The 13,010-nt window shown below is 68.9% G+C and carries 13 protein-coding genes; 8 read left to right on the top strand and 5 right to left on the bottom strand.

Annotation, left to right across the window (positions count from 1 at the left end):
- Positions 1-132 precede the first annotated feature (132 nt).
- Positions 133-639 (top strand): NUDIX domain-containing protein, encoded by a 507-nt coding sequence (locus ABGI63_RS05475; RefSeq protein WP_349741429.1) that lies wholly within the window; start codon positions 133-135, stop codon positions 637-639.
- Here ABGI63_RS05475 and ABGI63_RS05470 read toward each other — a convergent pair.
- From ABGI63_RS05470 to ABGI63_RS05455, 4 genes are all read right to left on the bottom strand, one after another.
- Positions 632-1,477 (bottom strand): lysophospholipid acyltransferase family protein, encoded by an 846-nt coding sequence (locus ABGI63_RS05470; RefSeq protein ID WP_349741428.1) that lies wholly within the window; start codon positions 1,475-1,477, stop codon positions 632-634. The two genes, ABGI63_RS05475 and ABGI63_RS05470, sit on opposite strands and share 8 nt — an antisense overlap.
- A gap of 1 nt (position 1,478) precedes the next feature.
- Entirely contained in the window at positions 1,479-1,748 is a 270-nt protein-coding gene (locus ABGI63_RS05465) for an acyl carrier protein (protein ID WP_349741427.1), read from the bottom strand.
- A 213-nt stretch (positions 1,749-1,961) separates the two neighbouring features.
- The gene (locus ABGI63_RS05460; RefSeq protein WP_349741426.1) at positions 1,962-2,549 is read right to left on the bottom strand and encodes a PEP-CTERM sorting domain-containing protein; all 588 of its coding nucleotides are present in this window, start codon (positions 2,547-2,549) and stop codon (positions 1,962-1,964) included.
- 54 nt (positions 2,550-2,603) lie between these two features.
- The gene (locus ABGI63_RS05455; RefSeq protein ID WP_349741425.1) at positions 2,604-4,700 is read right to left on the bottom strand and encodes a family 10 glycosylhydrolase; all 2,097 of its coding nucleotides are present in this window, start codon (positions 4,698-4,700) and stop codon (positions 2,604-2,606) included.
- Positions 4,701-4,972: 272 nt separating this feature from the next.
- Between ABGI63_RS05455 and mnmA the strand changes: the two genes are divergently transcribed.
- The 3 genes from mnmA to ABGI63_RS05440 all read left to right on the top strand — a co-directional run bounded on the left by mnmA (position 4,973) and on the right by ABGI63_RS05440 (position 8,062).
- Positions 4,973-6,094, top strand: a complete 1,122-nt coding sequence (mnmA, locus tag ABGI63_RS05450) for a tRNA 2-thiouridine(34) synthase MnmA (RefSeq protein WP_349741424.1) — start codon at positions 4,973-4,975, stop codon at positions 6,092-6,094.
- A 61-nt stretch (positions 6,095-6,155) separates the two neighbouring features.
- The gene (locus ABGI63_RS05445) at positions 6,156-7,400 is read left to right on the top strand and encodes a sensor histidine kinase (RefSeq protein ID WP_349741423.1); all 1,245 of its coding nucleotides are present in this window, start codon (positions 6,156-6,158) and stop codon (positions 7,398-7,400) included.
- Between the two features lie 2 nt (positions 7,401-7,402).
- The gene (locus tag ABGI63_RS05440) at positions 7,403-8,062 is read left to right on the top strand and encodes a response regulator (protein WP_349741422.1); all 660 of its coding nucleotides are present in this window, start codon (positions 7,403-7,405) and stop codon (positions 8,060-8,062) included.
- A 13-nt stretch (positions 8,063-8,075) separates the two neighbouring features.
- Here ABGI63_RS05440 and ABGI63_RS05435 read toward each other — a convergent pair whose 3' ends face one another.
- Positions 8,076-8,570 carry a CAP domain-containing protein gene (locus ABGI63_RS05435; RefSeq protein ID WP_349741421.1) on the bottom strand — a complete coding sequence of 165 codons (495 nt, stop codon included), beginning with the start codon at positions 8,568-8,570 and terminating at the stop codon, positions 8,076-8,078.
- 177 nt (positions 8,571-8,747) lie between these two features.
- Here ABGI63_RS05435 and ABGI63_RS05430 point away from each other — a divergent pair, with 177 nt between their 5' ends.
- From ABGI63_RS05430 to ABGI63_RS05415, 4 genes are read left to right on the top strand one after another with little or no spacing between them, the layout of a single operon-like run.
- Positions 8,748-9,968 carry an efflux RND transporter periplasmic adaptor subunit gene (locus tag ABGI63_RS05430; protein ID WP_349741420.1) on the top strand — a complete coding sequence of 407 codons (1,221 nt, stop codon included), beginning with the start codon at positions 8,748-8,750 and terminating at the stop codon, positions 9,966-9,968.
- Complete coding sequence (locus ABGI63_RS05425) at positions 9,965-10,666, top strand: ABC transporter ATP-binding protein (protein WP_349741419.1); 702 nt, start codon at positions 9,965-9,967, stop codon at positions 10,664-10,666. The genes ABGI63_RS05430 and ABGI63_RS05425 overlap by 4 nt, the downstream gene beginning before the upstream one ends.
- Before the next feature lie 10 nt (positions 10,667-10,676).
- Positions 10,677-11,837: an ABC transporter permease gene (locus ABGI63_RS05420; RefSeq protein ID WP_349741418.1), complete on the top strand. Its 1,161-nt coding sequence runs from the start codon at positions 10,677-10,679 to the stop codon at positions 11,835-11,837.
- Complete coding sequence (locus ABGI63_RS05415; RefSeq protein WP_349741417.1) at positions 11,834-13,003, top strand: ABC transporter permease; 1,170 nt, start codon at positions 11,834-11,836, stop codon at positions 13,001-13,003. Before ABGI63_RS05420 ends, ABGI63_RS05415 begins: the two co-directional genes overlap by 4 nt.
- Positions 13,004-13,010 lie beyond the last annotated feature (7 nt).

Here is a 13,010-nt window from a genome sequence, read left to right as displayed (position 1 = left end):
TTGCCGGCTGCGGCCCCGAACGGGGCTTGTTACCGACGGACTAGCTTGCGCCGAGCTTACATGGGGTTTTTGGCGATCCGTGTTGCCGCTGCGACAGGGTTTTACCTAGCGGCCACACGGCACAATGGCGCGATGCCAGTCGTGCAGCGCTTCAAACCCTCGGTCACCGTCGCCGCCATCATCGAGCGCGAGGGCCTGTATCTGCTGGTCGAGGAGCACACGCCCGAGGGGCTCAAGCTCAACAACCCGGCCGGCCATCTGGAGCAGGGTGAGACGCCGCTGCAGGGCGTGCTGCGCGAGGCACTGGAGGAAACGGCCCACCGCTTCCGGCCCGAGGCCTTGCTGGGCCTGTATATGTCGCGCTTCCAGCGTCCCCACACGGCCGAGGATGTGACCTATCTGCGCATCGCCTACTGCGGCGGCATCGAGGGCGAGGGCCCGGTGCCCGGGCTGGCGCTGGACGAGGGCATCGTGCGCTGGCTGTGGCTGAGCCCGGACGAGATCGCGGCCGCGCGCGCGGCCGGCCGCTTGCGCAGCCCGCTGGTCTGGCAATGCCTGCAGGACCACCGGGCCGGGCGGCGCCTGCCGCTGGACCTGATACAGGCCGACGACAGCCTGTTCAGGCCGGAGATCAAGTAGCGGGCGTGCGCCAGCGCTTGTAGGACCAGTACCAGTGCTCGGGGTGCTGGCGTATCACCTGCTCGAAGCGCCGGTAGACCCGCCCCATCGCCCATGCCAGCTCGGCCGGCTGGCGCGGCAGCGGGTGCTCGACCAGGGTCTCGAAGACCACGCGGTAGCGGCCGGCCTCGCTGAGCACCGCATAGCCCAGCAGCAGCGGCTTGCTGGCCAGCGCGGCCAGCATCACCGCGCCGCCCGGCGCCTGGGTGGCCTGGCCGAAGAAGCTGACCGGCATATCGCTGCCGTAGTGATCGCCATGCAGCGTGACATAGCCGCCGCGCTTGGCCGCGCGTATCAGATCGAAGAAGCCACCGGGTTTGCTCTTGTGGATGCAGGCTATGCCGGCCGCCTGATAGAGCCGGCTCACGCACTGCAGATGCGGCGGGATGTTGGACATGGTGCTGGAGCGCCCCGTCAGCCGCTGTACCGCCAGCGCCACCACCTCGTAGCAGCCCATATGCAGGGTCACGATGCTGGCCCCGCCGCCACCCTCGATGATGCGGCGCGAGGTACTGTCGTTGAACTCGATGTCCAGCTGCAGCTTGTCGAGCCAGAAGGTGTCGAGCACGCCCAGGCAGATATTGCGGTAGGAGCGCAGCGCCAGCGTGCGGCGCTGCGCCGCGTCGAGCTGGGGCAGCGCGAGCGCCAGATTGGCCGCCAGCCTGGCATCGGTGCGCCTGGCGCAGCGCAGTATCAGCGGCGCCACGATGCCGGCGAAGCGCTGGCGCTGGCGCGCCGACAGCCGGCCCAGCAGCCCCATCAGCAGCGCGATGGCGCGATTGATCAGGCCGGCGCCCATCTCAGGCCAGCGCTGCCGTGCTGCCCATCGCCAGCCGGCGCCGCAGATGCCGCTCCAGGCTGCCGAAGCTGGCAAACACCGAGGCGTCGAGTTCATCGTCGGCCAGATCGATCTCGAAGCGCTGCTCCAGCGCCATCACCACCTCCATCACCGACATCGAGTCCAGCTCGGGCACGGCCCCCAGCAGGAGCGTGTGACCCTCGAATCCGCTGGTATTGATGCCCATGGCCTCGGCCAGGATCTCGCGCAGCGCGCTGCTTGTTTCCGTCATTGCTTATCTCCCTCCATGCACCCAGGCAGCGGGACTGTTGGCCCGACTGCCGCGGCCCGACTGCACCGCAGGCGAAATCTATCGGCCCGGCCGCGGCCGCGCATGAAGAGGAGATGAGTAGCGACTGAAGACCCCGGGCGGCCAGCCAAACGCTCCCTTGCGGGAGGCAACGACAGGCCAGCGCGCCCCCCCGCCCGAGGACTCTGATGAGGCTCAGCGGTGCCGGCGGTTCGTCACAAGGCCGCAGACCAGCAGGCCGAGGGCCAGCAGCGCAGCGCTGGAGGGCTCGGGGACTGCGCTGACCGAGACGTCGTCGAATTCCCAGTAGCCGGCGAAATTGCCGAAGCTGAAGGTCAGATCGGTCGCGGACGACACTGCCTGGAAGGTGTAGCTGAACTGGGTGTACTGGAAGGCGTCGGCATTGAGCTGCGTGACCTCGGGCGCGCCGCCGTCCCAGTTCAAGGAGAACGAGTTGGGCTGCTCGGCCGTGGCGGCCGCGCTGTTCTGCAGCCAGAAGCTGACGCGGTAGAGGCCGCCGGCCTGGGTCGCCAGCGTCTGCGACAGCAGGGCCGGGTCGGCCGGCGGAGCGCCAAAGGCCGCCCCGATCACGCCAGAGTGGGGTGCCACCTCGTCAAAGAACGAGAAGGCGGTATTGCCGGACAGGGTCCAGCCTTCGCCCTGGCCGATCTCGAAGCCACCGTTGGTGACCAGTCCGGCCTGCGCCGACGCGGCGCCCAGCAGCAGGGCACTGCCGACCAGCAGGGATTGAAGGGAACGGGCAATCGCGATGCAAGCAGTCATGACTGAAGAACTCCAGGGTCAATGGTGTCAGGGAAGCAGAGAGTGCCGTGCGGTTCAGCGACCGCGCCGCTTGTCGACCGCCACGACGGTCACCGTCGCGTCGGCACTGCAGCCCTGCGGGCTGGTCGCGCGAACCTGGTAGGTGTAGCGGCCTGCCGCGGTCGGTGCGAACTGCGCGCTGGCGCCGTTGATGCCGGTCAGACCGGGCGCCGGCGTCCAGGCAAAGCGGCTGGCCGCGCCGGGCGCCGGGTCGGTCGCCGTCAGGGTCAGGGTTTGCGTGCCCACACCCAGCGTGACCGTGTTGGCCGGGAAACCCGTGACGACCGGGCTGCTGTGGCTGATCGCGATGGCCGGCGGGGAAGCGCCGCCCAGCACCGTCACCTGGGCGGTGGCGGCGCTTGTCAGCCCCGCCTTGTCGGTGGCTTGCAGCAGAACCTGGTTGACACCGGCATCGGCGCAGCTGAAGACCTGCTTGCTCAGGCTCAGCGAGGCAATGCCCCAGTTGTCGGTGCTGCCCGCATCCACATCGGCGGCGCTGATCTCGACCTCACCACCGGCCAGGGTGCGCGTGAGGGCCTGCGTCCTGACCTCGGGCGGCGTCGTGTCGTTGCTGGCCGAAGCACTCGCCGGGCTCTCATCGTGCAGGCGGTTGAGGCCGGTCACGACGTAGTGGTAGTAAGCCCCGGCGGCTGCGCTGGCGTCGGTGAAGACCGTCTCGTCGGCGTTGGTCAGGCCCAGCAGATGGGCCGGGTCCTCCAGGTCGATCGGCACCTGCTCGGAGCGATACACCGCGTAGCGACGCACTTTCTCGAACTCGTCGCTGACATCGATCGGGCGTGACCAAGCCAGGCTCACGGAGTCGTTCGCGTTGCGTGTCGCGCTCAGCGACAGCGGCATGCTCGGCACCCCGCTGCGCTTCCAGGGCATGGTCGGCAGCAGCGCGGGCTTCTTGTAGCTCTTGTTCATCAGCTCGGTGCGGTAGCCGAGCAGGTTGGACACCAGAAAGGCCTGACGGAAGTGGATCTGGCCGCCGATATGGGGGGTGCCCCGGTTCAGTGCGATCTGCCGGGCGATCTGGTTGTCCGGGCTGGGCGCGGTCCAACCGCTGGTGTTGAGCTTGTAGTCGGCCAGGCCGATGTAGACATGCCGGCCCTGCGTGTTCTGGCTCCACCAGGGCAGCAACATCTGATAGTCGGAGCCGGTCTGGCCGATGAACCAATAGACCTGCGGCGCCAGGTAGTCGATCCAGCCCGACTGCAGCCACAGGCGGGTGTCCGCGAAGCTGCTGGCGTAGTGCTGGAAGGCGCCCGCGCTGGTCCAGGATCCGAGCGAGGGATCGGGCGTGCCGCCCGGGTAGTTCGGGTCGCTGCGGTAGATGCCGGAGGGCGAGATACCGAATTTCACCCAGGGCTTGGCGGCCCGGATGCTGCTGCCGATGCGCTCGATCAGCAAGGCGACATTGTCCCGGCGCCAGTCGGCCCGGCCGGCCGGGGTGCTGGGGAAACCGCGCGGGTCGGCGGCATAGGCCGCGTCGTCGGCGATGACGCCACTCTGATAGAAGTAGTCGTCGAAATGCAGGCCGTCGATGTCGTAGCGCTGCACGACATCCATCACCACGCCGTGCACATAGTCGCGCACCTCGGGCAGCCCCGGATTGAGGATTTTGACGTTGCCTAGGGTCAGCAGCCATTCGGGGTGCAGCCTGGACACATGGTTGGCGGCGTACTTGAGCGTGTCGCTGGCGGCCGAGGCATCGGACACCGCCCGGTAGGGGTTGATCCAGGCATGGGCCTCCAGGCCGCGCTTGCGCGACTCATCGATCGCGAACTGCAGTGGGTCCCACAGCGGGTCGGGCGCCCTGCCCTGGGTGCCGGTCAGGTAGTAGGACCAGGGCTCGACACTGCTCTGGTACATCGCGTCGCCCTGGCTGCGCACCTGGAAGAACACCGAGTTCACGCCGGTGGCCTTGTTGTGATCGAGCAGAGTCGTCAGGGCGGTGCGTTGCTGGGCCGGGGTCTGGGTGCGGTTGGGCCAGTCCAGGCTCAGGTGCGTGCTGATCCAGACGCCACGCATCTCCCGCTTTGGCGCCGTCTGGGCATGGCTTGCGGCCAGCGCGCACAGCGCGGCCGCGACGATCAACAGCTTCTTCATACCGGCTTGTCTCCTTGGTTGGGCTGGCGTTCGACCAAGCCCGGCTTGGTCGCGATAAATCTATACCTTTAAAGTACCAATTTATTCACGACTCGTGACGGCAGCCCATACCAACAAACCCCATGAAGTAAGAAATCCCAAGCTGTTCGCCTGTTTTCCTCTTCCATAACTTGTGCCAATTTACGTACCAATAAAGCCTTGTTGAACGCAAGCTTCGGTCGGGAAGTCCGCACGCCGATAGCGCGGACTGCGCCTGCGGGACAATCCTGCCCATGAGTCCCATCAAGCACCGCATCGTCGTCGGCCTGTCCGGCGGCGTCGATTCCGCCGTCACCGCCCACCTGCTGAAACAAGCCGGCCATGAGGTGGTGGGCATCTTCATGAAGAACTGGGAAGACGATGACGACAGCGAGTTCTGCTCGTCGAACATCGACTTCGTCGACGCGGCCGCGGTGGCCGATGTGATCGGCATCGAGATCGAGCATGTCAATTTCGCGGCCGACTACAAGGACCGGGTGTTCGCCGAGTTCCTGCGCGAGTACCAGGCCGGCCGCACGCCCAACCCCGATGTGCTGTGCAATGCCGAGATCAAGTTCAAGGCCTTTCTGGACCATGCGATGCGTCTGGGCGCCGACAAGATCGCGACCGGCCACTACGCGCGCGTCAGGGAGGTCGGTGGCGCCTTCCAGTTGCTCAAGGGTCTGGACCCGCTGAAAGACCAGAGCTATTTCCTGCACCGGCTGAACCAGGCCCAGCTGGCCAAGACCCTGTTCCCGGTCGGCGAGCTGGCCAAGACCGAGGTGCGCCGCATCGCCGAAGCCATCGGCCTGCCAAACGCGAAGAAGAAGGACTCGACCGGCATCTGCTTCATCGGCGAGCGCCCCTTCCGCGAGTTCCTGAACCGCTATCTGTCGCAGCAGCCTGGGCCTATCAAGGACGAGCGTGGCCGCAAGCTCGGCGAGCATGTCGGCCTGTCCTTCTACACCTTGGGTCAGCGCCAGGGCCTGGGCATAGGCGGCGTGAAGGAGAAGGGCGCGCCGCGCGGCGGTGGCGAGCACGAACCCTGGTTCGTTGCCCGCAAGGACCTGGACAGCAACACCCTGGTGGTCGTGCAAGGCCATCAGCACCCGCTGCTGCAAAGCCGCTCGCTGCTGGCCGACGATCTGAGCTGGACCGCCGACAGCATGCCCGCTGAATCGACCATGCCGGGCGGCTACGGCGCCAAGACCCGCTACCGCCAGGCCGATGCGGCCTGCGCGCTGACGCCGCAGCCGGGCGGCATCCGGCTGGACTTCGCCCAGGCGCAGTGGGCGGTGACGCCGGGCCAGAGCGCGGTGCTCTACGACGGCGAGGTCTGCCTGGGCGGCGGCGTGATCGCCGAGGCGATGGCATGACCTTAGTCACTGCCTGCAGACCCGCAGGCTGTGGCAGCCTCGCGGCTTTGCCGGTTTCCTCTTGAACAACGCCCTGGACCGCCTGCTCGCCCGCATTGCCCAGCCCGGCTTCGTGCTGCGCGTCGCGGCGCTGGCGGTCTGCGTGCTGGAGCTGTGGTCCATCGTCGCAGCGCTGCGCGGGCGGCCCCAGACCGACCCTTATGACGGCGCGCTGGCTTCGCTGCACCTGCTGCGCGGCGGCCAGACCGGCGACACCGGCCTGATGCTGGCCAGTTTCGCGCTGGTGCTGCTGTTTGCCGCCGGCTTCTGGTGGCTGGCGCGTCAGGCCAGCCTCGACCGCACGCCGCCGCGGGCGCTGGCCGCCATCCTCGTGCTGGACCTGCTGGCGCTGGCCGTCACGCCGGGCCTGCCCTTTCTGGTCACCGCGCTGGCCGCCGTGATGTTGCGGCTGCGGCCGGCCTTCGGCTTCGCGCTGGCCCAGGTGGTCGTCAACCTGGCGCTCTATCTGCTGCTGCCCAGCGAGAGCCAGCAGCTCGAACAGCTGCGCTCGAATCAGTCGCTGTGGCTGGACGGCCTGAGCCAGCTGATGGCCATGGTGGCCCTGCATGGCATGGCCTTCGGCCTGGGCCGCATGGCCGCCGCCGAGGCCGAGAAGCGCCGCTGGCTGCAGGCCATGCTGGCCGAGAAGCTCAGCGCCGAGCGGCTGCAGGCCGAGCAGCTGCGCTATGCCGAGCGCGCGCTGATGGCCCGCGAGCTGCACGATGTCGTGGGCCACCATCTGACCGCGCTGAATCTGCAGCTGCAGCTGGGCGGCGCGCTGCTGCAGCGCGCCGATGCCGAGGGTGCGGCGCTGGCCGTCGAGAAGGCGCGCGGCAGCGCCGAGCGGCTGCTGGCCGATGTGCGCGAGGCCGTCACGGCCGAACGCGCCTCGCAGCGCATCGACCTCAGCGAGGCCTTGCTGACCCTGGCCCAGGGGATTGCCAGCACCCGGATCGAGCTCGATATTGCCGAGGCCGCGCGCGACCTGAGTCCGCGCCTGGCCCATGCGCTGCTGCGCTGCGTGCAGGAGGCCGTCACCAACAGCGTGCGCCATGCCGGCGCCAGCCGGGTGCGGGTGGTGCTGAGCGCCGACAGCGAGTCGGTGACGGTGACGGTCGATGACGATGGCGGCGGCGCGGCGCGTCTGGTGGCCGGCAACGGCCTGACAGGCATGGCCGAGCGGATGAAGGAGCTGGGCGGACGGATGGCGGTGCGGCGCCAAAGCCCCGGCTTCATGATTGAACTGCATTGCCCGAGAGAGGCCTGATGATGAACAACCCGATCAAGGTGCTGCTGGTCGAGGACCAGCAGCTGGTGCGCGAAGGCCTGAAAGGCCTGCTGGCGCTCAGCCCGGAGATCCAGCTCGTCGGCGAGGCTGCCGATGGCGCCGAGGCGCTGGAGCTGCTCTCGCAGCCCCAGGCGCAGCTGCCCGATGTCCTGCTGTCGGACATGCGCATGCCGCGACTGGACGGCCTGGGCCTGATACGCGCACTGGCGGCGCGGGCGCTGAACATCCCGGTGCTGCTGCTGACCACCTTCGACGACGCGGCCGCCTTCGACGAGGCGGTGCGCGCCGGCGCGCGCGGCTTTCTGCTGAAAGCCATCAGCCCCGAGACCCTGGTGCAGGCGCTGCGCGATGTCGCGGCCGGCGGCACCGCGCTGCGCCCGGGCCTGACCGAGCGCATGGGCCGGGTCGCGGCCAAGCTGGAGCGCGGCTTCGAGGCCACGCCCGAGCCCGACCCGCTCTCGCCCAAGGAGCTGCAGGTGCTGCGCCTGGTCGCCAGCGGCCGCAGCAACACCGAGATCGCCGCGCTGCTGGGCAATAGCGAGGGTGTGATCAAGAACCACTGCTCGGCGGTGTTCTCGAAGATGGGCGTGCGCGACCGCACGCAGGCGGTGCTCAGGGCGATCGATCTGGGTTGGATCTGAGGCGCGCGCCACCTCACTCCGCCGCCCCACGCCCCAGATGCAAGACCCAGAAGCGCTCGTGCCGCCCCGGTGCGGCGGCGCAGGCCAGGCCGGCATCGCGGAACTCGGCCAGCATCAGGTTCTCGCAATGCCCGGGGCTGGCCAGCCACAGCGCCAGCGCCTCCTCCAGGCTGGCCGGGCCGGCCGCCAGGTTTTCGCCGCTCAGCCTCATCCGGTAGCCGACGCGGTGCAGGCGCTCGCGCAGGCTGCGGGTCTTCAGGCCCTGGTGGCTGAGGGTATCGCGCTGCGCCAGTTCGCGGGCATGCTCGTCGGCCGAGGCGGCCAGCAGGGCCTGCCAGCGCAGCGCCGGCGCGGCCGACATCGGCGCCGCACCGCAGGCGCGCGGCTGCTCGCGCAGCGCGTTGAGCCGGGCCAGCACCGAGGCTACCTCCAGATCATCCGGGCAGGGCAAGTCCTGACCCCAGGCGGAGCCCATCAACAGCAGCGCCGGCAGCAGCAGCGCAGGCATCCTCAAGCTCGGCATTAAGACCTCTTCATGCGGAGCGAGATTATTGACCCCGCCGACGTGGCCGGGCGCGGAAATCTGCGCACAATGCCGCAGGCTTCCCTCACATCGACGACAAAGCCCATGGCCGAACACTCGAACGCCCCGCTCGCCAGCCTCAGGATCGAACGCCCAGGCGCCATGGCCACCGGTCGCCGGCGCCGCCTGCCCTGGCGCTGGCTCATCGCCGGCCTGCTGCTGCTGGCGGTCGGCGCGGCGCTGCTGGCGCCCCGGCCTCCCGAGGTGCAGCTGGCCTCGGTGCAGCAGACCACGCCATCGCAGCAATATGCGCAGCTGACCGCCTCGGGCTATGTGGTCGCGCAGCGCCGCGCTGCGGTCGCTTCCAAGGCCAGCGGCCGGCTGATCGAGCTGACGGTGCGCGAGGGCAGCCTGCTGAAGAAAGGCGAGCTGATCGCGCGCATCGACGCCAGCGATGTGCAGGCCTCGATCGCGGCGGCGGCCGCCGGCGTGCGCCTGGCCGAGGCCGGCGCGCGCCAGGCCGAGAGCGCGGTGCAGCAGGCCCGGGTCGAGCAGGCCAATGCCGAGGCCGAGTACCGGCGCAGCCAGGATCTGCAGGCCCAGGGCTTTGTCTCGACCCAGGCGCTGGAGGCCCTCAAGCGCCGGCTCGACGCTGCCCGTGCCGGCCTGGCCTCGGCCCAGGCGGGTGCGGGCTCGGCCCAGGCCGGTGTGCAGCAGGCCCAGGCCCAGCTCCATCTGCAGCAGGTCAACCGCGACTTCACCGAGATCCGCGCGCCCTTCGACGGCGTGGTGCTGGTCAAGAACGCCAATGTCGGCGACATCATCACGCCATTCTCCAACGCCGCCGGCTCGCAGGGCGCGGTCGTGACCATGGCCGATCTGAGCACGCTGGAGGTGGAGGCCGATGTGTCCGAAGCCAGCCTGGCCAAGGTCAGCGCCGGCCAGCCGGTCGAGATCACGCTGGACGCCCTGCCCGGCCAGCGCTTCGCGGGCCAGGTGGCCGGCATCGTGCCGACGGTCGACCGGGCCAAGGCCACCGTGATGAGCAAGGTGCGCTTCGAGCAGCTGGACGCGCGCATCCTGCCGGAGATGAGCGCCAAGGTGGTGTTCCTGTCGCAAAAGCCCACGGCCGCCGAGTTGCAGCCGGTGCTGGCGGTCAATCCGAAGACGCTGAGCGAGCGCGATGGCAAGACCTGGCTCTTCAGGGTCAAGCGCGAGGGCGACAAGGAGGTCGTCGAGGCTATTGAGGTTCGGCGCGGGCGCACGCTGGGGGACCTGGTCGAAGTGGGCGGCAGCAGCCTGAAGTCCGGCGATCGCCTGGTGCTGGAGCCGCCGGCCAAGCTGGAGAGCGGCGGCGCCGTCACGCTCGCCGCCAAGCCATGAGCGACGCGCAGATACTGATCAGCATCGAGGGCCTGTCCAAGGCCTATCGGCGCGGTGCCCAGCAGATCCCGGTGCTGCTGGACATCGCGCTGCAGGTGCAGGCCGGCGACTTCGTCGCGTTGATGGGCCCCAGCGGCTCGGGCAAGAGCACCTTGCTGAACCTGATCGCCGGCATCGACCAACCCACGAGCGGGCGCATCGTCATCGGCGGCGTCGACATCGCGACGCTCAGCGAGGGCCAGCTGGCCGACTGGCGGGCCGCCCATGTGGGCTTCATCTTCCAGTTCTACAACCTGATGCCGGTGCTGACGGCGCTGGAGAACGTCGAGCTGCCGCTGCTGCTGACCGGGCTGTCGGCGCGCCAGCGTCGCGCCCATGCCGAGGCGGCGCTGGCGATGGTCAGGCTGCAGGACCGCCTGGACCACTACCCCAACGAGCTGTCGGGCGGCCAGCAGCAGCGCGTCGCGATCGCGCGGGCCCTGGTCAGCGACCCCAGCCTGATCGTCGCCGACGAGCCCACCGGCGATCTGGACCGCACGACCGGCGCCGAGGTGCTGGACCTGCTGGAGCAGCTCAACCGCGAGCTCGGCAAGACCATCGTGATGGTGACCCACGACCCCAAGGCCGCCGCGCGGGCGCGCCGCCTGATCCATCTGGAAAAAGGCGTGCTGGTGCCGGACGAGGCGGCCACGGCCTGAACGCGCGGCCATGTTCATCCTGAAGCTGCTGCTGCGGAACGTGTTCCTGCGCCACAAGCTGCGCAGCGCGCTGACCCTGGTGGGCCTGGTGGTGGCGATCTCGGCCTTCGGCCTGCTGCGCACCATCGTCGACGCCTGGTATGCCGGCGTCGAGGCCAGCAGCAGCACGCGGCTGGTCTCGCGCAGCGCGATCTCGCTGACCTTCCCGCTGCCGCTGAGCTATGCGCAGCGGCTCAAGAGCGTGGACGGCGTGGCCAGCGTGTCCTGGGCCAACTGGTTCGGCGGCATCTACATCACCGAGCGCAATTTCTTCCCGCAGTTCGCGGTCGAGCCGGCCAGCTATCTGGCCCTCTATCCCGAGTACCGGCTCAGCGACGAGCAGCGCCTGGCCTTCATCCGCGACCGCCAGGGTGCGGTGGTGGGCCGCAAGCTGGCCGACAAATTCGGCTGGAAGCTCGGCGACCAGATCCCGCTGCGCGGCACCATCTATCCCGGCACCTGGACCTTCACCCTGCGCGGCATCTGGGACGGCGCCGAGGCCAAGACCGACGAGAGCCAGATGCTGTTCCACTGGGGCCTGATCAACGAGAGCCTGCGCAAGCAGCTGGGCAATCGGGCCGATGCGGTGGGCGTCTACATCGTCGGCATCAGCGAGCCGCAGAACGCCGCGCTGATCTCGCAGCGCATCGACGAGCAGTTCCGCAACTCGCTGGCCGAGACCCTGACCGAGACGGAATCGGCCTTCCAGCTCAGCTTTGTCTCGATGAGCGAGGCCATCCTGGTGGCGGTGCAGGCGGTCAGCCTGATCATCGTCGTCATCATCATGGCGGTGATGGCCAACACGATGACGATGACGGCCCGCGAGCGCCTGGCCGAGTACGCGACGCTGAAGGCACTGGGCTTCGCGCCCGCCTTTGTCGCCCGGCTGCTGTTCGGCGAGAGCCTGCTGCTGGCGCTGCTGGGCGGCCTGCTGGGCCTGGCTGTGACCCTGCCGCTGGCGGCCGCCTTTGCCAGCGCCGCCGGCACCCTGTTCCCGATCTTCCGGGTCTCGGCGCTGACGATGGCGCTGCAGCTGCTGGCCGCGCTGGTGATCGGCTGCGTCGCGGCCGCCTGGCCGGCCTGGAAGATGAGCCGGATCGATATCGTCAACGGGCTCAGGCACGTGGCATGAAAGCCATTCCCTTGTCCTATATCGCGCGCAACCTCTGGGTTCGGCGCGTCACGACCCTGCTGACCGCCGGGGGCATGGCGCTGGTGATCTATGTGTTCGCCACCGTGCTGATGATGAGCGAGGGCATACGCAGCACCCTGGTGGCCACCGGCCAGGCCGATAACGTGATCGTGCTGCGCAAGGGCGCCGGCGCCGAGATCAATAGCGGCATCAGCCGCGGCCAGGCCGCCATCGTCGAGAGCCTGCCGGGCATCGCCAGCGCGGCCGGCGGCGGCCTGCTGCTGAGCAAGGAGCCGGTAGTGCTGAACAATCTGCCCAAGCGCGGCAGCGGCAAGCCCAGCAATGTCACGGTGCGAGGCACCTCGGCGCTGGCCCTGCAGCTGCGGCCCAAGGTGCAGCTGGTCGAGGGCCGCATGTTCCGGCCGGGCAGCTCGGAGATCATCACCGGCCGCGCGGTGGCCGGCGGCTTCCAGGGTGCCGGCCTGGGCGAGACGCTGCGCTTTGCCGGCCGCGACTGGCGGGTGGTCGGCGTGTTCGATGCCGGCCGCAGCGGCTTCGACTCGGAGATCTGGGGCGACGCCGAGCAGATGCTGCAGGCCTTCCGGCGCGCCGGCTTTTCCAGCCTGGTGCTGCGCCTGCAGGACAGCGCCCAGTTCGACGCGCTGAAGAGCGCCATTGAGGCCGACCCGCGGCTGCAGCTGGAGGCCAAGCGCGAGATCCAGTTCTATGCCGAGCAGAGCGAGGCCCTGGCCACCTTCATCTCCATCCTCGGCACGGCGCTGTCCATCATCTTCTCGATCGGCGCCATCGTCGGCGCGATGATCACGATGTTCGCCGCCGTGGCCCAGCGCACCGGCGAGATCGGTACCTTGCGCGCGCTGGGCTTTCGGCGCGGCGCGGTGCTGGTCGCCTTTCTCGGCGAAGCGATGCTGCTGGCCCTGGTGGGCGGTGTGATCGGCCTGGGCGCGGCGGCGCTGATGCAGGCCGTCGATGTCTCGACCACCAATTTCCAGACCTTTGCCGAGCTGGCCTTCCAGTTCAAGATGACCACCACTATCGTCTGGCAGACCCTGCTGTTCGCGCTGCTGATGGGTGTTGTCGGCGGCTTCATCCCGGCCTGGCGGGCCGCCAGGCTGAAGATCGTCGACTGCCTGCGCGAGGCTTGATCAGGAT

Source organism: Roseateles cavernae (assembly GCF_040187885.1).
Taxonomy (GTDB): Bacteria; Pseudomonadota; Gammaproteobacteria; order Burkholderiales; family Burkholderiaceae_C; genus Roseateles_E; species Roseateles_E cavernae.
This window is presented reverse-complemented; position numbering and strand designations above follow the sequence as displayed.

Coding starts and splice junctions, on each gene's coding strand:
- ABGI63_RS05475 (WP_349741429.1), top strand. CDS start 133: ATGCCAGTCGTGCAGCGCTTCAAACCCTCGGTCACCGTCGCCGCCATC.
- ABGI63_RS05470 (WP_349741428.1), bottom strand. CDS start 1,477: ATGGGCGCCGGCCTGATCAATCGCGCCATCGCGCTGCTGATGGGGCTG.
- ABGI63_RS05465 (WP_349741427.1), bottom strand. CDS start 1,748: ATGACGGAAACAAGCAGCGCGCTGCGCGAGATCCTGGCCGAGGCCATG.
- ABGI63_RS05460 (WP_349741426.1), bottom strand. CDS start 2,549: ATGACTGCTTGCATCGCGATTGCCCGTTCCCTTCAATCCCTGCTGGTC.
- ABGI63_RS05455 (WP_349741425.1), bottom strand. CDS start 4,700: ATGAAGAAGCTGTTGATCGTCGCGGCCGCGCTGTGCGCGCTGGCCGCA.
- mnmA (WP_349741424.1), top strand. CDS start 4,973: ATGAGTCCCATCAAGCACCGCATCGTCGTCGGCCTGTCCGGCGGCGTC.
- ABGI63_RS05440 (WP_349741422.1), top strand. CDS start 7,403: ATGAACAACCCGATCAAGGTGCTGCTGGTCGAGGACCAGCAGCTGGTG.
- ABGI63_RS05435 (WP_349741421.1), bottom strand. CDS start 8,570: ATGCCTGCGCTGCTGCTGCCGGCGCTGCTGTTGATGGGCTCCGCCTGG.
- ABGI63_RS05430 (WP_349741420.1), top strand. CDS start 8,748: ATGGCCACCGGTCGCCGGCGCCGCCTGCCCTGGCGCTGGCTCATCGCC.
- ABGI63_RS05425 (WP_349741419.1), top strand. CDS start 9,965: ATGAGCGACGCGCAGATACTGATCAGCATCGAGGGCCTGTCCAAGGCC.
- ABGI63_RS05420 (WP_349741418.1), top strand. CDS start 10,677: ATGTTCATCCTGAAGCTGCTGCTGCGGAACGTGTTCCTGCGCCACAAG.
- ABGI63_RS05415 (WP_349741417.1), top strand. CDS start 11,834: ATGAAAGCCATTCCCTTGTCCTATATCGCGCGCAACCTCTGGGTTCGG.